Source organism: Janthinobacterium kumbetense, assembly GCF_023703445.1.
Classification (GTDB): domain Bacteria; phylum Pseudomonadota; class Gammaproteobacteria; order Burkholderiales; family Burkholderiaceae_D; genus Janthinobacterium; species Janthinobacterium kumbetense.
In genome coordinates this window covers 1-20,133 of sequence record NZ_JAMQGR010000015.1, presented here as the reverse complement: position 1 = coordinate 20,133, position 20,133 = coordinate 1, and the positions used below count along the sequence as shown (strand labels likewise).

Sequence of the window (20,133 nt, the reverse complement as noted above, 5' to 3'; positions counted from 1 at the left end):
CAGCGTCGTGCTTAATTGTGTGCGCTGATGCCGCTGCGGAATTGTTCGAAACCGGCGCGGGCTGCCTTGTAGCAATTGCCGGCGGCCGCTTCCAGGCCTTCGCGGTCGAGCACTTCGACCGTGCCGCGGCGGTACTGGATCAAGCCTTCGTCCTGCAGCTTGCGGGCCGTGACGGTGACGCTTTCGCGGCGCACGCCCAGCATGTTGGCCATGGTGTCTTGCGTCACCTTCAGCTCGTTCGACAGCGAACGGTCGAGGCGGTCGAGCAGCCAGCGGCACAGCTTTTGCTCGATGCTGCAATGACGGCCGCCCACCACGTTCTGTGCCATTTGCGCAAACATGGCGCTGGTATAGCGCATCAGCAATTGCGCCAGCGCGCCGCCTTCATTGAACACTTCCCGCAGGAAGGCTGTTTTCAGGCGGTAACCGTAGCCGGCCGTTTGCACGATGGCCGTGCAGGTGGCGCGCTCGGCTTCGTACAGCACCACGCCGGCCACGCCTTCGCGGCCGATGACGGCGATCTCGGTGGTGGCGCCGTCTTCCATCACATACAGCAGGGAAACGATGGCGTTGGTGGGGAAGTACGTGTATTCAATCTTGCCGCCACAGTCGAACAGGTGCTTGCCGGCAGGCAGGGCGACCAATTCCAGTTGGCAAAACAGGCGCTCCAGATCGGCGCGCGACAAGGCGCGCAGCAATTCGTTCTGTTGCGCGCCCGTGATGCTGATCATGGGCGTGGCGGGAGCGGCTTGCCAGTTGTGCTGGACGGCGGCGTGGGTATTCGTTGCTGGTGTCAGGTTGCTATAAGCTTTGTACATGGTAGGGCCTCGTCTTCTGATTTTGTTGGATGGCGCTGCTTTTCTGGCTTGCTAGCGTTGTGCTGAATCTTGTATCCACTATAGAACCGGGGGCTGCGGACGGGCATCGGATGAGCCGACGCGCTTATGTAGGCTAGGAACATTGCCTCGTGTCATCCGACTCCTACGCCTGTTCCTGCATTTTTCCCTGTGGAAACAGCCGCACTTGGGCAAAAATACGCCACGCTATCCGCGAACTTTGGCCGCATGCCGCGATCAAACCACTCTGCGTCTGGTGCGACGGTGATAAAATGTTGCACTGCGGAAATTTGGTTTGTGCCGGTATGAGTTGCTGCACTTGCTCTCCATCACTGCTCCCTTTCCCGCAGCCTGCCCTCACTGCGCGCGCCGTGCCTTTGCCAGCGCGCGGCTGTCTTGTCCCGCGGTCTTGTCCCGTTTACCCGTTTATGAAGGAAAGCAACGCATGAAATGGTTTTTTGATTTGAAAATTGCCACCAAGCTGATCTTGTCGTTTGGCGCCGTGCTGCTGTTGACGGCCGCGCTGGGCGTGTCGGCGATCTTTTCCATGGCGCGCATCAATACCGCGTCGACGGATCTGTCTGATAATTGGATGCCCAGCGTGCTGGCGGCCATGTCCATGCGCAGCGACGTCAGCGATTTCCGCCGCTGGGAACTGGCGCACATGCTGGCCGCACAGGATGCCGACATGGCGCAGAATGAAACGCGCATGACGGAAACCCAGGCCAAGCTGAAGGTGGACGGCGACAAGTACCGCAGCCTGATCTCGGAGCCGGGCGAGAAGGAAGTGTTCGAGCGCTTCCTGGCGCTCAACGATGAATTCATGCGCCTGCACGCAACCATGCTGAGCCTGTCGCGCGAGATGAAAAAGGAAGAGGCGCGCGCCCTGGCCGTGGGGCCGTCTGCCCAGGTCATGACGGACATGATGACGGTCCTCGATAAACTGGTGTCGATCAATACGGATGGCGGCGTGCGCTCGAGCGCCAGCGCCGACGCAACCTATGCGGCCTCGCGCGCCAGCCTGATCGGTTTGCTGGTGGGCATCGTCGTCATCGGCATGCTGCTGGCGCTGTGGGTGGCGCGCAGCGTGGCGCGTCCTTTGATCGCGGCCGTCGGTGTGGCGCGCCAGGTGGCGGCCGGCGATTTGACGGCGCACATCGTTGTGCAATCGCAAGACGAAACGGGGCAATTGATGCAGGCCCTGAAAGACATGAATGCCAGCCTGCAGACGCTGGTGGGCCAGGTGCGCAGCGGCACCGATACCATCGCCACGGCGTCGAGCCAGATTGCCGCCGGCAACCAGGATTTGTCGTCGCGTACGGAAGAGCAGGCCAGTTCGCTGGAAGAAACAGCCTCGTCGATGGAAGAGTTGACGTCGACCGTGAAGCAGAATGCGGACAATGCGCGCCAGGCCAACACCATGGCGCTGACCTCGTCGAGCATCGCCATCGAGGGCGGCAAGGTGGTCGGCGAAGTGGTGGGCACGATGGCGTCGATCAATGCTTCATCGCGCAAGATTGTCGACATCATCGCCGTCATCGACGGCATTGCTTTCCAAACCAATATCCTGGCCCTGAATGCGGCCGTCGAGGCGGCGCGCGCGGGCGAACAGGGGCGCGGCTTTGCCGTCGTCGCCACGGAAGTGCGCAACCTCGCGCAACGCTCGGCCGCCGCGGCCAAGGATATCAAGGTCCTGATCGGCGATTCGGTCGAGAAAGTCGAGGCGGGATCGAAACTGGTGGACCAGGCGGGCCGCACGATGGATGACATCGTTGCCAGCATCACCCGCGTGACGGACATCATGAGCGAGATCACAGCCGCCAGCAGCGAGCAGAGCGCCGGTATCGAGCAGGTGAACCAGGCCATCGCCCAGATGGACCAGGTGACGCAGCAAAATGCGGCCCTGGTGGAAGAGGCGGCGGCAGCGGCCGAATCGATGCAGGAGCAGGCCGCCAGCCTGAGCGCCGTGGTCAGCATCTTCAAGCTCGACGCGGCCAGCACCTTTGCAACCGGGCCGCGCGCGCCCGCCGCCGTCAAGGCGCCGGCAGCCGCGGTGCCGCCAGCGGCGCCGCATCAACTGGCCAGCACGGCGCGACGTACTGCGCCAGTGGATGAGTGGGAAAGCTTTTAATTAATAAATTAAGCGCGCTTGCGCGCTTTCCTGACGCCCTGGGTGGCGGGTGCGGCCGCGGCTTGCTGACGCTGTTGCCACGCCCTCAGGGCCTCTTCGTAGGCGGCCAGGTCTTCCTGGTACATTTCCAGAATGCAAAAGGTGCAGCCGCTGTGGCAGCACTCGTCATTGCCCGGTTTGCTGGGCGCTTGCGGTGGCGGATCGTGGGGCAGAGGCGGGGTGGGCATGGTGAGGGCAGGGGGCGGCGGAAGAGGCATCGGAGCTGGCATTGAAGTTGCCATCATACGGCATCCCGGCGGGCCTTTGCTGGAACGCTTTTTGCTCAAAAATCACGGTTTCCGTGTACAGTTGCGGTGAATTAGGGTATCGTTTACAGCACTGATATTGTATCTTCTGCGCGCGATGTTCCGCCGGCGCGATCTCCGCCGCCATCGCAGCACATCTCTTCGACGCTCCCGCATACGCCCTACAGCATGTCCCGGAGCACGGAGGTGCCGCAAGAACAATGATCCATGGCTTGCAAGACGGAGCTGCCTGTGCCCCGAAATGTTGTTTATTGAGAAAGCATGGCTTCCGCAGTGCGGAGGCACACCAGAAAATTTATGTCTGAAACCGAATCGACTCCTACGCCCAGCCCGGCGATTGCCCCTGAAGCGGCGCCCGTTGCCGCTGCGCCTGCACCAGCACCTGCCGCATCCGCTGCTCCCAGCCTGACTTTTGCCGACTTTGGCCTCGCGCCTGAAATCCAGCGCGCACTGACCGATCAAGGCTACACCCATCCGACACCGATCCAGGAACAAGCGATCCCTGTAGTGCTGCAAGGCCGCGATGTGATGGGTGCCGCGCAGACGGGTACCGGCAAGACAGCGGGTTTTTCCTTGCCGATCATCCAGTTGCTGATGGCGCATGCCAGCAGCAGCATGTCGCCGGCACGCCACCCGGTGCGCGCGCTGATCCTGACGCCAACGCGTGAACTGGCGGTGCAGGTGGCCGAAAATGTCAAGGCTTACGCCAAGCATACGCCGCTGCGTTCGACCGTCGTCTTCGGCGGCATGGACATGAAGCCGCAAACCGTCATCCTGCGTGGTGGCGTGGAAATCGTCATCGCCACGCCGGGCCGCTTGCTCGACCATATCGAGCAAAAGAACATCAGCCTGAGCCAGGTGCAGATGCTGGTCATGGATGAAGCCGATCGCATGCTGGATATGGGCTTCTTGCCGGACTTGCAACGCATCATCAACTTGCTGCCGAAACAGCGCCAGAACCTGATGTTCTCGGCCACGTTCTCGCCAGAAATCAAGAAGCTGGCTGCCACGTTCCTCAACGATCCGCTGACGATCGAAGTGGCGCGCAGCAACCAGACGGCCGACAAGGTCACGCAGGTGGTGTACAAGGTGACGGAAGACCAGAAGCATGCCCTGGTCGCCCATCTGCTGCGCCAGCGCGACCTGAAGCAGGTCATCGTATTCTCGAATACCAAGATCGGCGCCTCGCGCCTGGCCCGCGTGCTGGAACAGGAAGGCATGAGCGCCACGGCGATTCATGGCGACAAGAGCCAGCAGGAACGCATGGCGGCGCTGGAAGCGTTCAAGAAGGGCGAGATCGACGTGCTGGTGGCAACCGACGTGGCGGCGCGCGGCCTGGATATTTCCGATTTGCCTTGCGTCATCAACTTCGACTTGCCGTACAACGCGGAAGACTATGTGCACCGTATCGGCCGCACGGGCCGCGCCGGCGCTTCGGGCGACGCCATTTCGATCTACTCGGATAAGGACGAGCGCTTGCTGGCCGATATCGAGAAACTCATCAAGCAAAGCATCAAGCGCGGTGAATTGACGGGCTTCAATCCGGCTCCTGCCCGCAGCAGCGACAGCGAGCGCCGTCCGCCGCGCCGCAGCGAAGGCGGCGAGGCGCGTCCTGCGCGCGCACCCGAGAGCCGCCATGTGGGCGAGAGTCGCGACAGCCGCTCCGCCGAGCGCGGTGCGCGTCCCGCCTTTGGTCCCGGCGCCCGCCGCGAAAAGGCCGATCCCTGGTTCCTGAAGCCGTATGAGCCCGCCAAGGCAGCAGCCCCGGCTGCCGCCAGCATGGCGCCTGCCGCGGCCAAGCCGAAGCAGAAGGTGGCCGCGTTGCTGGGTGGCTTGTTGAAGAGCTGACTGTCGCGACTGACTGCTACCCATGGTCGTTCGGGTAGCAACAGTGCCTGAATTGATGAATGAAACCCAAAAAGTTCAATGCGCACTTTTTGGGTTTTTTTATGATGAAGAGGCGGAGACGCTACCGCCGGCCTTGAGATGGTCGTGGCCGCCGGATATTGACGGCTGTCGAACCAGTTGGTGGCGCCGGCGTGCGTGTTGTACTACCGCAATCAGCCTTGCAGCTGTTGACGGTTATTCTGCCACCAACGACGCCCCAGCACGAACAAGATGGAGATGCTCAAGCCTGCCAGCAGGCTGCCTAGCAGGGCAACTGAGGTACGGGTTGTCCGATTCTTGGGCAAGCTGGGGCCAGCAATAAAGCGTGTTTTTTCCAGATAGAGACTAATGGCGGAACTATTATCGACACTGATCTTGTTATAGACTTCCTTGATCGTTTCGTCTTCCATATCCTTGCCGCTAAAGACGGTTTTCTTGATTGGTTCCAGTCCTCGCAGAATGGCTTCGCCAGATTTTGTGCTCTCGGCCAATGCTTTCGCGCGATCATAATACTCTGCGAGTATCATATACTGCTTTTGTTCCCGCTTTGCCTTGTAGATGGCTTCATTCGCTTCAGTAATCTCGACTTCGCTGGTCATCAGCTGGCTGAGCGGCGACAGGTAGCGCGCCGTATCTTCGGTGATTGATACAAGCTGGCGGGAAGCCTGGCTGGCAGCGTCCGGATAGCGCGTCACGATTTGCTTGAGCCTGACGCCTTTGCGCTGATACGAGTCGATTTTTTCTTTGTTTTCAATGATTTTATTATCCAGCTTGGTAATGGCAGCGGAAATTTCGGAATTTTTAAAGCGTAAAATATCCGTATAAATCATGTAGACAATGGTGTCGACTGTATATCGGCCAAGCAAGCTCACTGCTTGTTGCGCGCTTTCCGGTGTCTTGGCCGCGTAGTTGATGGAAACGGCGATGACATTGTTGTCAGCATCCTTGGTGCTGCTCATCAATTCTTTGGCATCAAGCTTGGTGAACGGAAAGATCGGTTCGATCACCTTGGCAATCCCCCCGCGCGCGGCAAATGTCTGGCTCAACGCGATGACAGTAGGGTCATTCTCTATATTGTTTTGCCTGACAAATTCATTAAAGCGTTCGCTGGTGTTTAATGGCGATGAAAAGCGCTTGTAGTCAGCCAAAGCGATACCGGGCGCCTGTTCTTTGACTTCCTTTCCATCTTTCTCTATTTTTTTCTCGGGAATGGCGCCGCCGAACTGTAAAAAACCTTCACTTTGGTATTTGCCAAGGAATAAGGCGCTGGATGTGCCGAGTATCGCCACCAAGGCGGTTCCCGCCAGAATAACGCCACGCGACTGCCATAAGATAGTGAGGAAATTTGTCAAATTGAAGTCATCATCTTCAACGTAAACTTCCGATTCATTCAATTCGTCATGCTTTTCCATAAGTTCTCTTTTTTAATTTTCCAGCTCGCCATTTTCAAGATAAAAGTGGCGAGGATGTTTCAAAGGGCTAGTCTGCCATGTCGCTCAGTCCTGCCTGAGGATGCCGGGCGAATATGATTTTGCGATATGCATTACCTGAGGGGCATGAGTTCTCTACGGTTATTCTTGAGGAACAATTTGATTGCTATTGAGTGAAAAAATGTGCCAAGGACAATAATCGATGTTGGTTCTTATATTGATTGCGAGCTTCATTTTTCGGAGAGCAGATTTTTTCACAAAATATTATAGGGGAATAATGGGAGACGTGAAAATAGGCATTTGTTACAATTTGTTAGCTTTCTTGTCTCGTTACCCATATATTCCCCGCCCCATTGTTATTTGAGGCAGGCTTCAGTCGGTCGCCCGGATCATGTCAAAAAATTACTATCCTTGAGCGGTGGCGACTTATCTTCCGCGGTAGCCTGTCGACGCCGCTGCTCCGACCAGATCAGGTCTTCGATACCACATTGCGGTACATATTCGTGAACTGCCCGCAGCAGCAGATTGCGTAGCGCCTCGAAATTGAAGTCATTGCATGCAAGATCCATTTCCTCCAAGATCTTTTTCAAATCTTGCCAAGGCACTTCCGATTCCTCTGCCCGCATGATGAGGGGATGTTCGGTGCCTTCCACATTGCCCCCAATCAATAGCTCTTCATAGAGCTTTTCTCCGGGGCGCAGACCTACATGCTGTATTTCAATTCCGTCCGGTGCCGACTTGCTCTTCACTTCCAGGCCACTCAAATGGATCATGCGTTCAGCCAGATCCATGATCTTCACGGGCTCGCCCATGTCAAGAACGAACACATCGCCGCCCGTGCCCATGGCGCCGGCTTGCAGCACAAGTTGGGCGGCCTCGGGAATGGTCATGAAATAGCGTGTGATTTCCGGATGTGTCAGGGTGATCGGACCACCGGCCTCGATCTGTCGGCGGAACAGGGGAACGACCGAACCAGACGAGCCCAGGACATTGCCAAAACGAACCATGCAAAAGCGCGTGTGGCTCTGTTCGCGTGTAAATGCCTGCAAAATCAATTCCGCGAGGCGCTTGGTCGTGCCCATCACATTGGTCGGCCGTACCGCCTTGTCCGTGGAAATCAGGACAAAATATTTGACATGGGCTGCCATTGCCGCCTTGGCAATGCTGAGCGTGCCGAAGACATTGTTGCGTACCCCCTCTACGGGGTTATGCTCCACCAACGGCACGTGTTTGTAGGCTGCCGCATGATACAGCGTCTCCACCGAGAAGGATTGCAAGATGCGCTGACATTTTTCGGTATCGAGCACGCTGCCGAGGAAGGGCAGGATGTCGACGCCCAGCTCATATCCTTCATTGATGCCTTTTAACTCCTGCTTGATGGAATACAGGGCAAATTCGGACATGTCCAGCAAGACGAGGCGGGCAGGTTTCAATCGGATGATCTGGCGACACAGTTCGGAACCGATCGAGCCGCCAGCGCCCGTGACCATGACGGATTTGCCAATAATGCAACTGGATATCAGCGACAGATCGGGCGATACCTGGTCACGGCCCAGCAAATCTTCAATTTCGATGTCGCGGACATCTTGCACGCGTAACTCGCCACTGACCAGGCTTTCCACCGGCGGGGTAACCTTGATCTTGATTTTCAGGTGTTCAAGGCTATTGAGGATTTTTTTCTGTTCGCCTTTGTTCAAGGCAGGCATGGCCAGCAGTATCTCGTTTACCCCATATTTCTCGATCACGTCGGCCAGCGCATTGGACGGATGGACTTTAATGCCAGAAATAGTTGCATCGCGCAATTCTTTCATATCGTCGATGAACGCCACTGGCATGTACTCGCGGCCTGCGCGCAAGGCGCTGGCCAGTTGCACGCCCGCTTTGCCCGCGCCATAGATGGCGACGCGCGTATAGCGACGTCCCATCTGGTGCAGTAGCACGCCCCGTGCGAGAAAGCGGCTGGCCACCACGTAGGTCAAGGCACTTACCCAATAAATGCCGAATACGCCGCGCGAGACTCCGGCCATATGCGTCAATAGCCCCGCCAGTGCCAGTAAAACAGCGACCGACAGCGTGACACCGAAGACGACCACATACACGATTTTCTGATCGATGAAGCGGATGACGGCGCGGTACAGACCAATTTTGATAAAGATGGGGATGGCGACGATGGGGGCCGCAACGATGATCCAGAAATAGCTGAGGAACAAGTTCAGGTTAACGACATCGTAGCGCAAAATAATCGCCAGACAAAAGGTCAATGGCAAGAATATCAAATCAGCAGTAACAGCAATGAGCTGTTTCTTGAATCGTGATAAATCAATAATTAGTTTCATTTTGACGAATAATTACTTTAGAAAGGATAAGGGCAGCGTTGGCTTTGCTGCAAACCGTTGGAATATCGCAAAAACAATACTGTTTCCAATGTAAAACTCATCAATGCGTGACGCCATCGCGGCGTACTACCTTGAGCGCCGTCAGGAGGATAATTTTCAAGTCGAAGAAGAACGATTGCTGCTGCATGTAGACCAGATCGAGTTTGACCTTTTCCGGAATCGGCAATTCATCGCGGCCATTGATCTGCGCCCAGCCGGTCAGGCCTGGCAGTATGCGGTCGACGCCGTATTCCGTCCGCAGCGCGATCAAATCCTGCTGGTTGAACAGGGCGGGACGGGGCCCGACAAAGCTCATGTCGCCGCGCAGGATGCTCCATAATTGCGGTAACTCGTCAAGGCTGGACTTGCGCAGGAAGGAGCCTATCGGCGTGAGGAACTGCCCGGGATTCGTGAGCAAGTGCGTTGCCACGGCCGGTGTGTCTATACGCATCGTACGGAACTTTGGCATGCGGAAAATCTTGTTGCGCACCCCGACCCGGTCCGACCAGTAAATGGCAGGCCCTGGGGAGGTGAGCTTGACAAGTATGGCGACGATGAGAATCGGGATGGCAAAGGCCAGCAGCACTACGGAAGAAAGGGCGAAATCAAATAATCTTTTCATTGGAGTATTTTTATTGTTTTGAAGTAAAAGAAGTCACCGTCTTGTTGATGGCGTCCTGCATTGCATGGGGGGGCTGCCAGTTCAGCATGCGTTTGGTCTCGCTAATATCTACTTGCAATGAGTCAAGCAAGCGGTTCGCATCCATCGATTTTCCTGCCAGGCGCGCCAACGCCACAAGCAGGCAGGGAGGAACGGGTATCAGCCAAATATGTTTTTTCATGCCGCTTGCCAACATGCGCAGTAACTGTGCAATGCTGACATCGTGGTCATCTGATACAAGGAATATTTTCCCCGGTGCCTGTGCATGCCATGTGCTGAGCGTAATCAAATCAACAAAATTATCCAGTGCAACCATACTGCGGACATTGTGTACGGCGCCGAGTGGCAATGGTACACCGCGCTGTACCAAACGCATCAATCGTTCAAAATTTGCGCGTACGCCAGGCCCGTAGATCAGCGGTGGACGCAGTATAACGATTTCCATGCCCGTTTCGCGACCAATGGCCAGCAGGGCCTGTTCGGCTTCGTGTTTGGACGTGCCGTAGGGGTCTTGTGGATTCGCTGCATCACTGGCCTGGAACGGGCGACCAGGAAGCGTTTGCTCGCCATTCACCTTTAACGAACTGATGAAGATGAATCTGCGGATGCCGGCATCCGCTGCCTGGCGGGCCAGATTGATGCTGCCTTGCACGTTGATACGACGAAATTCGTCCGCAGGAGACGCTGCCGTGTCGCGCATGACGTGGACCCTGGCCGCAAGATGAACGACCACCTCCACACCATCGAGCGCCGCGCGCCAATCCTGTGTTTCAAGCGCATCGTCGCACTGGAAGAACGTCATGTTTGGCGCCGCGCATGGGATGTGGCTACGGGCTGCGCACACCACGCGCGTCCCGGCCTGGATGCCAAGATGCTGTGTCAGCGCCCGGCCGACAAAGCCCGAGGCGCCCGTCACGAGAAAACTGCGGGGGTTAAAAGATGTCTGCATAGCCGCTCGAAATTCTGTTCCATGTATACAATTGATCCGCCAATTGTTTCATCTGATGTCCTAAGAGCGTCAACTTGGCCTCGGTCAGGCTGTTCAGCAGTTCAGTTAATTCTGCAGACGTGTCAAAAAAGTAAGCCTGCTGGTTGGTGGTTTCGCGGTTGAAGATGCAGCCATAGGCAAGCACCGGCAAGCCCAGGCTCATCGCTTCGACCAGCGAAGGATTGGTTCCGCCAGCGCTGTGGCCGTGGACATACACTTGGCAGGCAGCGCGTAGCTGATTCAGGATAGTGTGATCGTAGATGGGGTCGAGCAAATGCAAATGGGCAATTCCGGCATATTTTTGCCGTAATTGCTTGCCATATTCGCTATTGTCCCAGTTGCCCACGATGACAAGATCCATCGTGGGTGCGCTGGCGAATGCCTCGATGATCATGTCGATATTGTTTTCAGGCTCGATGCGGCATACTTTAAATGCGTACTTCACGCGATCGAGCTCATATTTTGCCAATATGGCATCATCCCGCTGTGGACGTACAGCATGGTCGCCACCATAGGCGATCAGTGCGCTATCGCGTCCATATTGCGTTTTGACATAGTCCTGGATCGCTTTGTTGTCCGTCACGACCTGGTCGGCATAGCGTACGGCGGCCGATTCCGATAGTTTCAGGAACCATTTGGCAAAGCCGCTCCATTTGGCCCTGCGCCACTCGAGGCCATCAATATTGATGACAAATTTTTTGCGCGATATGAGCTTCAGCACAGGCATGAAGACGCAGCCGGAAACGCCCAAGACCACGATCGTATCGGCATAACGGATGGCTTTCAACATCGACCACAGGTCATAGATGATGCTTTGCATGCCGTTGGCATCGAGGTTGATGTAGACCAGTTTGGCGCCATTATAGGTTGCCAGCTTCTCCGGGTATTTTTCAGCACAGCAATACACGGTGAAATCGAAGGAAGTGGACAAGTGCGCCGTCAGGTGGTCGACAAGTGTTTCCCATCCTCCATATTTGGCTGGTAATCCGACGGAACCTACGATAGCGATTTTTTTCATATTAATGTGAACCTGTTTTTTTTGTTGCAAGAAAACTTGAGAAATAACCTAACACGATGTAACAAAATACGGATTCATTGCTGAAGATGCCGCAGATGACCATGTTGGACAGCAACAGTCCCGCGATGCTGCCGAGTATCATCATCCTGCCATGGGGGGCCGTGCAGTGTTTGGCACGCCTGAACATTTTCAGCAAAAAAATGAAATAACACAGCAGGCCAGCCAGGCCGCTCTTGACGAGAATGTACAGATAGCCATTGTGCATCCATGGAATTTCCGAATATTCGGCACCGCCCAATGGAACTGGAAAATCGAGATGCACTAATGCGCCGAATCCGCCGCCAAAAATCTCGTTAAGGACGGGATAGTTCTTGAATTCGCGAAATGACGCAAAAATTTCGTAGGCGCGATAGCTGGTGCCGATGTCCTCCTGAGTCCATTCTTCATTAAAATGCAGTTCTGAGATTGCCTTGTGCAGTGTTTCACCGATCAAATCATACAGGCCAAAGGCGCCTGCAACGGCAGCGGCAAGAATGAAAAGGGCCAAGGCGCGCCACATTATTTTGGCGTCGATGATTTTTCTGCCGGAGAGAAGAAAAAAAGCCGCCAGGATGAGAACATAGGTGCGCGAAAACTGAGCGAGAAAAACGGCATGTACCGCGATAAACCAGGGGTTGTGCAATACTTGTTTCCAGGACTTTCGTTTTTCATACAGCATGACAATGCAGTAAACCAGCAGGAAGCTGCCGGGGCTGACAAAATCACGTATTTGCAGCACCCCGATAAAACCCATCTCAAACCAGAAGAAACCCAGCAGCAGAAAAAATATGACGCAGTATATTTTCGAATAACCAAAAATCAGCTGGCGGATATTCCCACCTTGCTTGAAAAATCTTTTCCCTGCCATGAAGTAAATGTACGGAATCAGAAAGAATAGAATATCCCGAACCGTATCGGCCAGCTGGTTTTTCCATGCAAAGAGCAGGCCAATGATGCATGGTAGTAACAAGTAGAGTTCCAGCTTCTCACCGCGATAGCGCCATACTTTTTTTACCGGTAGCGCGATATACAGCGCCGTCAAAAATAGGCTGCCCAGTTTGAGATAGTTGGAACTGAAGAAGAGAGCAAGTACAGATAGCAGGAGGCCCCAGAACAGTAGTTGCGAGGGTGCACCGATCTGACGTGGCGTGTGGATTATTTTACCGATTAACAAACTATTTCCCGTGATATTGGATGGAGCACGTCTTTACAGTGAAGGCAAGTGTATTGGTCGCATCATCTCAGCATCCCCACGAGCCCCCTGAGCGCCTGGGAAAACTTCTCTTGTGAAAAGTTCTCGGCCCTGGCGCGTGCCGCTTTCGACATGGCATGGCACAGGGCGGTATCGTCTGCAAGGGCCAGCGTTCTTTGTTTTAACAGTGCAAAGTCACGTGAGTCGACCAGAAATCCTTCCTGCATGTCGTTTACCAGCTCTGCCGGCCCGCCCAATGGTGGTACAAGCACGGGTAGGCCAAAAGCCATGCCTTCCAGCACCGTGAGTCCGAAGGTTTCAATCCAGCTATCCACGCGCGAGAGGTTGAGCAGCATGCCAGCGCGCTGATAAAACATGGCGGGATTGTCGGTGCGCGGATATACGCGCAGATTGGGCGTTATCGGCATATGGGCAAAATATTGCGTGATGGCCGCCTGGTCGTCGTTGACCACCAATTCAAATTGCACGTCTTTGCGGTCGGCCAGCGCGGCGGCCAGCGCCACCATTTCCGGCACACCCTTGTAATCGCGCAGCGATGCCAGCATCAGTATCGTAAAGATGCCATCGTGACGCGGTTGATAGCTGGCTTGCGCCGCGACCGCCGTGAAGTCCGCGTCGAGCGTATTGTAGATTTGCACGGCCGGCACGTCGGCGATAGGCAAGGCTTCCGCGTGCGACTTCGACACATAAATATTGTAGGCCGAGCACATGCGCGCGATCGTGCAGAGCAACAGACGCAAGGGCTTGGGTTCTATGGATATTTCATGGACATGATAGATGACCTTGCGCCCGGTGAGCTTGCCATATAGCGCCCCACCGAAAGGCAGCAGGGTATTCACATAAATCACAGCATCCTTGGCGATGTTGCGTTGGCAAAGCAAGGAGAACAGCAGAAATATCTGGCTGAGTAACAGATTGCAGAGAGTAATGATACGCAACCGCGAACGGTGGTACCAATATCGGCTGAGGGGAACGCCGCACGTTTCCAGGACGCCACGACCCTGGGAGCCAACAAAGAGCATCGCGCGAGCGGGATCGTCAACCAATGCCCGGATGGTGCCTCGCAGTACCCGCGGACTGCCGGATGCGTCATTGAGCAAATGGCAGAACACCAGGTCGATTTTTACGGACTCCGCTGAGGAGACGGGAGGTATGTGCGTCATGCGATAAGTGATTTTAATTTACGTGCCGGAATGCCGCCATATACGGCGTTGCCTTCATACTTCCCCGCAGTGACGACCGCACCGGCGGCAATCACGGTATTGTCGCCAATCTCGGCACCGTCCAGGATGGTGGCCTTGGCGCCGATCCAGCAGTTGCTCCCTACGCGTATGCCTTGCTGAGTGACGCCTTGCAGACGGATGGGGACGCCGCTGTCCTCAAAATTGTGATTTTCAGAATGCATGCTGACAAAATTACCCAGTATGGTGTCATCACCGATGCTGATGCCGCCCGCACAGCCCAGGAAGCTGAAGGAACCAATTCCGACATTATTTCCTGCAGAAAACCCCTTGCCCAGGGTTGCCAGCGATCCTGTGCATTCAATGGATGCACCACGTCCCAGGGAAAAATTATTCCCCAGATGAATTCCATCGCGCGACAGGGCATCCACATGGCATTCGGATGCAAATTTGATGAAGCGGCCGGTACGGATTTTCGAGGTACACAAAATCGCTGTCTTCCTGCCGACAAAAATGCGCGCGTTCAGGCGTCGAAACACGAGAATGCCGCGCAAGAGGTCAATGACCTTGCCAGCGAAAAAACGCAGCAGATAGGCCTTGGGAACGTCCGGATCGATGGCGAATTTCTCTTTTCTTGCGCGTGACGCCAGCGTTGAAAAAAAATCACTCATGCGTCACCTTTTCATAAATGTCGCGCACCTGACGTATTGTCACATCCCAGTGCAGTTCCGCCTGGCGCTGCAGGACATTGGTTTTCATGTGGTCGAGCGCTGCATGATTGTTCAGACAAAATGCCATGTGGTCCGCCATCTGCTCAATGATGCCCTCTACAGTGTTGAGCGTTACCTTGAAGCCAGTTTCTGCTGTTATCAGGTCACGTGCGCCAAACTGGTCGAGCGCGATACTGGGCAAGCCCATTTCAAACGCTTCCAGCAATACGGTGGGGTTGCTGTCCATCATAGACGGCATGACGTGGACATCGGCTTCACGCATGATGTCGAGCACCTGCTCGCGCGGCACCTGTCCATGCCAGATGATCCGCTCATCGAGTTTCAGCGCCGTGGATTGGGCCTGCAGCACTGCTTTGCACGGTCCGTCACCGATGACGTGCAAGCGCCAATCCTGTCGTCCGGACAAGTGCGCCAAGGCGCTCAGCACGAGGTTCAGAGCCTTGAGTTCGTCGATGCGGCCAGCCCAGACAAATTGCACCTCTGCACCTGTCGGCTTGATCGTCTCCCGTAGATTCAAGAGCGAGTTTTCACGAATGATCTGGCAATCCACATGCAGAAAATGCTGGAGATTATCGCGATCAGCCGAGGTGGCCGAAAAAATTGCCTTTGCTGCCATTGCCGCATTTTTGACGCGTGCCGAGTATTGCAGGAAGTAGCTATTTGTCCAGTTTCTCAACTTGTGCCGAAGAAAGTTTCCTTTGCCTAATATAGGGAAAAATATATCGTTCAAGTTCGAACTTCCACCGACCGGCCCCCAGACAAAGGGGAGATCGAGTTTCCACAGAAAACCCGGATGCCGAAATCCTATCGTGTTCAGTTGGTGCACGAGGCTGTAATTTTCATTTGCCTGCATTTTTCTTGCGGTGGCTAGGACCTGGCGTTGCCACAACATGTAAGAAAATGAAAAGAACAGGGGGGTGATCGAACGGTTCATCCAGTCGAACAAACGCACTAATCGGTTCGGCTCGACATACACATAGTTGACGCCATCGTCTGGATTGTTTTGGCGATATTGAAGCATCGCCTCATGATTTCCCATGCAGACACCGGACGTTCCGTACAGCACGGTAATGTCGTAAAACGCGCTCAGCTTGGAAACGAAATTCCATCCTACGCCAAATTCGGAGCCTGAATACGGTGAGATGGCGTACGCGGCAATGAGTATCTTCTTCTTCGGTGTATTTATTTTTGTCATAAAAATATTATTGAATCATGTTGTTGAATTCGAATTCAAATTCAATTATTTTTTCCGAGAAAAGAGAAAGCACAGGCGCAATACAAGTCTGCTTAGGTGAAAAAATGGCGTGGCTGGCAGTTTGCTCAAGCCATGTTCCCGGCGCAGACGGGGGAGATCAAGGTCTATATTCCAGAAGTTTTTATATTGTTTTATCGTGACCAATGCATAGAACTGAGCATACTGACGTAGCAGCGATGGTGGTACATCGACGTGTTTTTCCAGCGCTCTACGCAATTGTATGTTTTTTGCAATAAACCCTTCGCCGGTAGCGGGATTGGCGGTTTCGTTTTCGTGAATGCGATAATACGCCAGGGTCTTGTTCAGTCTGCTTGCGCCGAAATTCAGGAAATACATCGTGAAAAATACATAGTCTGAACTGGGAAAGGCAGACGCCTTGTAGCCACCAATTTGCATGGCGTGACTACGTTTGAAAATCAGGCCAAGGGCGCTCGATGGCGCATCCATATAGACGTGGGAAATCGGGATGCGGCTCAAATGCGGCAAAAACCATGTATTCTTGATATTTTTCAGACCTTGTTTGATTCTGTTTTTGAGCTGCTGGTTAAGACTGCCACGGGCATCCATAAAAATGGAGCGGCAGTATAGCAGGCTGATCGAAGGATCTTTTTTCAGCACCGAGAACATTTCAGCGACAAAATCCGGATGCAGTAAATCATCGTCATTCAAAATGGAAATCCATTCACTGCGCGCCAGTTCAATACAGCGGTTCCAATTGCCGAACATGCCCAGATTTTCGCTGTTGCGGAACAGGCGCAGGCGATCATCTGCAAATTGACGAATCAGTTCGTCAACTTGTTCGCTCATCGAATGGTCGTTATCCACGACGACGATTTCGAAGTCAATATCGCTTGCCTGGGCCAGTACCGAGCGAATCGCCTGCGCCAGCATGTCCGGGCGGCGATAGGTCGGGATCATGATGGACAGTGTCGGCATGAGGCGCTTGCCACCATCAATGATGAGTGACGAAGGACGATCTGCACAAATGGCAAACTGGTCTTCAATATCGAGAATGTTCAAACGTTACACTTTCATTTGATGGGGCGAGGAGGCGGCAGGCGACGCTTTATTGCGATACAGTTCGAGCCAGACCATGTATGGCCATTTCCAATTGTTATAGACGAGTTGTACCGTAAATTGACTTGCTATGAGCCACGTCAGGCCCATCCCTCCCAAACGCAGGCCTAGCCATGAGAGCGTGACAATAGCCAGCCCGGAAACGAGCGCTGGTTTGACAAATGGCACACGGTTACCTGTGACAATGACGCTGGCTGCCAGCGAGTGGTTCAATTCCAGCAGGACCATGATCCCGACCCAAATCAGCAGTGGCAATGCCAGCAGCCCGGTTTGACCGCCGATCCATTTGATCATGGTCGGGCCAAAACACACCAGGATGATCGCGCCACAGAGAAAGATCCCGAGTGCACAACCGATGCCGAGCTGTATGGTGTGACGCAGGCGCCCTGGTTCATTCGCGACACGGTATTGCGCAAGTTTGGGTTGCTGGATATTGAATAGAACCATCGACATGTTTTGCAAGACGGAATAGACCTGCAGCGTCAGTGCATAAGCGGCGGTGGTGGCCAGGCCCAGATAAGCGGACGACAGCAGCGTATTGGCCCTTAGTATCAGGAAGGCGCCGATGACCCCCAGGCCCATGCGCCATGCGTTATGCCAGAGAATACCGAAAATATCCCGTGTGGAGATGCTGGAATGCGGCGCCTGACGCAGGGCTGCCTGGAAAGACTGGTCGTGAAAATAATACCAGCTGAGCCAGCGTCCAATGAGTGCCGAAGCAAGGTATCCCAGCGCCACTGCCAGTAAGGTCAGTCCGCATTGCAAGAGTATGGCTGTCACAATCACGAAACCGAGATTGGACAGGGCACTCGATTTATAGAAGGCGGCATACAGGCCGCGTCCTTGCAGTAATGGCGTATAGTATTTGTAATACAGATTGATAACCGTAGCGACAACAAACACACCCCAGGCAAGCAATACCGCTTGCGTGGCGATCTGCCCTTGCGATACATGCACGATGTACCAGCTACCCAGGGTGGCCAGCAACAGGAAGGCGCAGCCGGCCAGTACCATGAAGATGCGCCGTGCCGCATGAATGATGGCATTGAACAGGCTATAGTCGACTGGGGATGGTGTGCTCAGCACTTCGAAACCATCCTTGAGCAGGCGTTTCGCGCCGCCCAGGACATAACTGACATTGCGCGCCAGCGTGGGCGTGAATCCGAGGTCGAGCATCGTCACCAGCGCCGATATCGTCATGAAGACGTACCAGATGCCCAGCTCGGCACTGCTCAGTTTTCTCAGCAATAGTGGCAGAACCAGCAAAGCTGCTCCATACTGCAAAAACTGAGACAGATAGCCCCAGAGCATGTCTTTTTTCATTTACCTGGTCCGGCAAGCAAGCCGTCGATGAGCGTGTCGGCTTCCATGCGCGCGATCCCCTGTTGCAACGTAATTTGCGGCTGCCAGCCTGGCAGGTGAGGTTGGCGCGTACTTGGTTGCATGGTTTCACGTGGACGGTAGGGAAGGCCGCCCCATTCGATCTGCAGGTCTTTGCCTACGACGGCGCCATAGACCCGCACCAGATCTTTCAAGGTCAGACGAGCGGGGTTGCTGACGGCATAGCATTCCGCTGCGCCAATTGAGGGCAGGCGCTGCATGGCCAGGAGGTAGGCATCGAGTACGTCATCGATGTACACGAGGTCGAGCAGTTGCTCTCCCGGCGACATGCGCAGGTTGACGCCGCTGCGGGCTGTCTTGCGCAACAAGCTGAACAGTTTCGCACGAGTATCGCCGGGGCCGTAAGTGTCGAACAGCTTCAGTGTGATGGCTTGAAAACCGTGCGCGGATACATAGTAGGCCAGCAAGTCCTCGAATGCTTGCTTGGTGGCCGCATACAGGTTAACGGGATTGTATGCCGCGTCCTCGAAGTGCTGCCAGGACGTGCCGGTATTAATCAGGCGACGCAAGCCCAACTGTTGCATAGCCTCAAGCAACTGCGTCGGCATGCCGAGATTTGACTCGATCAGGCGGTTCACATCTTCCGGCTTGTGCTGTGCCAGGAACAAGGAGGCAACGTGGCACACTACGTCTGGCCGAGTTTGCTCCAATGCCGCATATAAGGTGGAATAGCTGCCATCATGGATATGCACGCTAATCTTTGGCAAGGCATCCTGCAATACGCTGAGATCGGAATGCTGGCGTACCAGGATGGCAACCTCGTGATTATCGGCGAGCAGACGTTTGACCAGCTGACTGCCTATAAAACCGGTAGCGCCAGTAAGAAATACTTTCACGGAATATATCCTACTAAAACGGAGAAATGAAATCGGCAAAGGCGCCGTGCTGCTCATCGCGCACCGACATGATCGGTGCTGTCACTTGCCAATCGAACCCGAAGCTGTCCCAGCGTATGCCGCAGTCGGCAGACGGCGTGTGCACCGTGCTGGTCTTGTACAGCATCAACGCTTCCTCTGTCAGCGCAACAAAACCATGAGCTACTCCCTTGGGAATAAAGACCATCAGCCCATTTTCTCCAGACAGGTCGACGGATGCCACTTTGCCGTAGCCGGGTCCTTTTCGCAGGTCTAACAGTACATCGCGGACGGCGCCGCGGGTACAGTAAACCAGCTTGTCGTGATCGTGCGGCGGCAGCTGAAAGTGCATGCCGCGAATGACGTCCTTGCGTGAAATAGAATAGAACTCCTCCTGGATATCCAGATTGGCGCCTAAACTTTTACAGATGCCTTCATGATAGGTTTTAACAAAAGTGCCTCGCGCATCTTCAAAGTGGCTAGGCTCAAGCAAAAAACAGGCGGGAAGGAGTTCTTTCAGTAGTTTCATAATATGATTTAGAAATTCACACCAAAGAATTCTTCGATCTTGCTGATCGAGAAATCCATCATTTCGCGGGTCAGGCCTGGGAAGACGCCGATCCACAGCGTGTCGTGCATGATGCGGTCGGTATTCGTCAGCTCGCCCGAGACACGGTAGTTACGCCCGATCATGTACGGCTGGCGCGTCAGGTTGCCGGCGAACAGCAGACGCGTACCGATCTTGTGCTGG

At 54.7% G+C, this 20,133-nt stretch carries 18 protein-coding genes; 2 read left to right on the top strand and 16 right to left on the bottom strand.

Going from position 1 to position 20,133, the window contains the following annotated elements:
• Positions 1-11: 11 nt before the first annotated feature.
• Positions 12-731 (bottom strand): Crp/Fnr family transcriptional regulator, encoded by a 720-nt coding sequence (locus NCG91_RS25505; protein WP_035828139.1) that lies wholly within the window; start codon positions 729-731, stop codon positions 12-14.
• Positions 732-1,281: 550 nt separating this feature from the next.
• On the opposite strand from NCG91_RS25505, the gene NCG91_RS25500 reads away from it, so the two are divergent.
• Positions 1,282-2,967, top strand: a complete 1,686-nt coding sequence (locus tag NCG91_RS25500; protein WP_251351720.1) for a methyl-accepting chemotaxis protein — start codon at positions 1,282-1,284, stop codon at positions 2,965-2,967.
• An 8-nt stretch (positions 2,968-2,975) separates the two neighbouring features.
• Here the strand turns inward: NCG91_RS25500 and NCG91_RS25495 are convergent, their stop codons facing one another.
• A complete protein-coding gene (locus NCG91_RS25495) occupies positions 2,976-3,194 on the bottom strand; it encodes an oxidoreductase-like domain-containing protein (RefSeq protein WP_099666657.1) in 219 nt (72 codons plus the stop codon).
• 375 nt (positions 3,195-3,569) lie between these two features.
• On the opposite strand from NCG91_RS25495, the gene NCG91_RS25490 reads away from it, so the two are divergent.
• On the top strand, positions 3,570-5,120 hold the full coding sequence (locus tag NCG91_RS25490) for a DEAD/DEAH box helicase (protein ID WP_251351719.1): 1,551 nt from the start codon (positions 3,570-3,572) through the stop codon (positions 5,118-5,120).
• 212 nt (positions 5,121-5,332) lie between these two features.
• Here the strand turns inward: NCG91_RS25490 and NCG91_RS25485 are convergent, their stop codons facing one another.
• The 14 genes from NCG91_RS25485 to NCG91_RS25420 form a co-directional block, all read right to left on the bottom strand.
• Entirely contained in the window at positions 5,333-6,571 is a 1,239-nt protein-coding gene (locus NCG91_RS25485; protein WP_251351718.1) for a lipopolysaccharide biosynthesis protein, read from the bottom strand.
• A 407-nt stretch (positions 6,572-6,978) separates the two neighbouring features.
• A complete protein-coding gene (locus NCG91_RS25480) occupies positions 6,979-8,925 on the bottom strand; it encodes a polysaccharide biosynthesis protein (protein ID WP_251351717.1) in 1,947 nt (648 codons plus the stop codon).
• A 100-nt stretch (positions 8,926-9,025) separates the two neighbouring features.
• Positions 9,026-9,586 (bottom strand): sugar transferase, encoded by a 561-nt coding sequence (locus NCG91_RS25475; RefSeq protein ID WP_099666661.1) that lies wholly within the window; start codon positions 9,584-9,586, stop codon positions 9,026-9,028.
• 10 nt (positions 9,587-9,596) lie between these two features.
• Positions 9,597-10,574, bottom strand: a complete 978-nt coding sequence (locus tag NCG91_RS25470; protein WP_251351716.1) for a UDP-glucose 4-epimerase family protein — start codon at positions 10,572-10,574, stop codon at positions 9,597-9,599.
• Complete coding sequence (locus NCG91_RS25465; RefSeq protein ID WP_099666663.1) at positions 10,558-11,631, bottom strand: DUF1972 domain-containing protein; 1,074 nt, start codon at positions 11,629-11,631, stop codon at positions 10,558-10,560. The genes NCG91_RS25470 and NCG91_RS25465 overlap by 17 nt, the downstream gene beginning before the upstream one ends.
• Before the next feature lies 1 nt (position 11,632).
• Positions 11,633-12,844, bottom strand: coding sequence for an O-antigen ligase family protein (locus NCG91_RS25460; RefSeq protein ID WP_251351715.1), 1,212 nt, complete (start codon positions 12,842-12,844; stop codon positions 11,633-11,635).
• Positions 12,845-12,906: 62 nt separating this feature from the next.
• Entirely contained in the window at positions 12,907-14,046 is a 1,140-nt protein-coding gene (locus NCG91_RS25455) for a glycosyltransferase family 4 protein (protein ID WP_251351714.1), read from the bottom strand.
• Complete coding sequence (locus tag NCG91_RS25450; RefSeq protein ID WP_251351713.1) at positions 14,043-14,735, bottom strand: acyltransferase; 693 nt, start codon at positions 14,733-14,735, stop codon at positions 14,043-14,045. The genes NCG91_RS25455 and NCG91_RS25450 overlap by 4 nt, the downstream gene beginning before the upstream one ends.
• A complete protein-coding gene (locus NCG91_RS25445) occupies positions 14,728-15,990 on the bottom strand; it encodes a glycosyltransferase family 4 protein (RefSeq protein ID WP_251351712.1) in 1,263 nt (420 codons plus the stop codon). The genes NCG91_RS25450 and NCG91_RS25445 overlap by 8 nt, the downstream gene beginning before the upstream one ends.
• A gap of 45 nt (positions 15,991-16,035) precedes the next feature.
• The gene (locus NCG91_RS25440) at positions 16,036-17,070 is read right to left on the bottom strand and encodes a glycosyltransferase family 2 protein (protein WP_251351711.1); all 1,035 of its coding nucleotides are present in this window, start codon (positions 17,068-17,070) and stop codon (positions 16,036-16,038) included.
• A 3-nt stretch (positions 17,071-17,073) separates the two neighbouring features.
• On the bottom strand, positions 17,074-18,450 hold the full coding sequence (gene wzx / locus NCG91_RS25435; RefSeq protein ID WP_251351710.1) for an O-unit flippase-like protein: 1,377 nt from the start codon (positions 18,448-18,450) through the stop codon (positions 17,074-17,076).
• Positions 18,447-19,364, bottom strand: coding sequence for an NAD-dependent epimerase/dehydratase family protein (locus NCG91_RS25430; RefSeq protein WP_251351709.1), 918 nt, complete (start codon positions 19,362-19,364; stop codon positions 18,447-18,449). The genes wzx and NCG91_RS25430 overlap by 4 nt, the downstream gene beginning before the upstream one ends.
• 13 nt (positions 19,365-19,377) lie before the next feature.
• The gene (locus NCG91_RS25425) at positions 19,378-19,911 is read right to left on the bottom strand and encodes a dTDP-4-dehydrorhamnose 3,5-epimerase family protein (RefSeq protein ID WP_251351708.1); all 534 of its coding nucleotides are present in this window, start codon (positions 19,909-19,911) and stop codon (positions 19,378-19,380) included.
• A gap of 8 nt (positions 19,912-19,919) precedes the next feature.
• The coding region (locus tag NCG91_RS25420) for a DegT/DnrJ/EryC1/StrS family aminotransferase (RefSeq protein ID WP_251350068.1) at positions 19,920-20,133 on the bottom strand (214 nt) is incomplete at its 5' end.

Coding starts and splice junctions, on each gene's coding strand:
- NCG91_RS25495 (WP_099666657.1), bottom strand. CDS start 3,194: ATGCCCACCCCGCCTCTGCCCCACGATCCGCCACCGCAAGCGCCCAGC.
- NCG91_RS25450 (WP_251351713.1), bottom strand. CDS start 14,735: ATGAGTGATTTTTTTTCAACGCTGGCGTCACGCGCAAGAAAAGAGAAA.
- NCG91_RS25470 (WP_251351716.1), bottom strand. CDS start 10,574: ATGCAGACATCTTTTAACCCCCGCAGTTTTCTCGTGACGGGCGCCTCG.
- NCG91_RS25480 (WP_251351717.1), bottom strand. CDS start 8,925: ATGAAACTAATTATTGATTTATCACGATTCAAGAAACAGCTCATTGCT.
- NCG91_RS25465 (WP_099666663.1), bottom strand. CDS start 11,631: ATGAAAAAAATCGCTATCGTAGGTTCCGTCGGATTACCAGCCAAATAT.
- NCG91_RS25490 (WP_251351719.1), top strand. CDS start 3,570: ATGTCTGAAACCGAATCGACTCCTACGCCCAGCCCGGCGATTGCCCCT.
- NCG91_RS25505 (WP_035828139.1), bottom strand. CDS start 731: ATGATCAGCATCACGGGCGCGCAACAGAACGAATTGCTGCGCGCCTTG.
- NCG91_RS25455 (WP_251351714.1), bottom strand. CDS start 14,046: ATGACGCACATACCTCCCGTCTCCTCAGCGGAGTCCGTAAAAATCGAC.
- NCG91_RS25445 (WP_251351712.1), bottom strand. CDS start 15,990: ATGACAAAAATAAATACACCGAAGAAGAAGATACTCATTGCCGCGTAC.
- NCG91_RS25500 (WP_251351720.1), top strand. CDS start 1,282: ATGAAATGGTTTTTTGATTTGAAAATTGCCACCAAGCTGATCTTGTCG.
- NCG91_RS25475 (WP_099666661.1), bottom strand. CDS start 9,586: ATGAAAAGATTATTTGATTTCGCCCTTTCTTCCGTAGTGCTGCTGGCC.
- wzx (WP_251351710.1), bottom strand. CDS start 18,450: ATGAAAAAAGACATGCTCTGGGGCTATCTGTCTCAGTTTTTGCAGTAT.
- NCG91_RS25425 (WP_251351708.1), bottom strand. CDS start 19,911: ATGAAACTACTGAAAGAACTCCTTCCCGCCTGTTTTTTGCTTGAGCCT.
- NCG91_RS25485 (WP_251351718.1), bottom strand. CDS start 6,571: ATGGAAAAGCATGACGAATTGAATGAATCGGAAGTTTACGTTGAAGAT.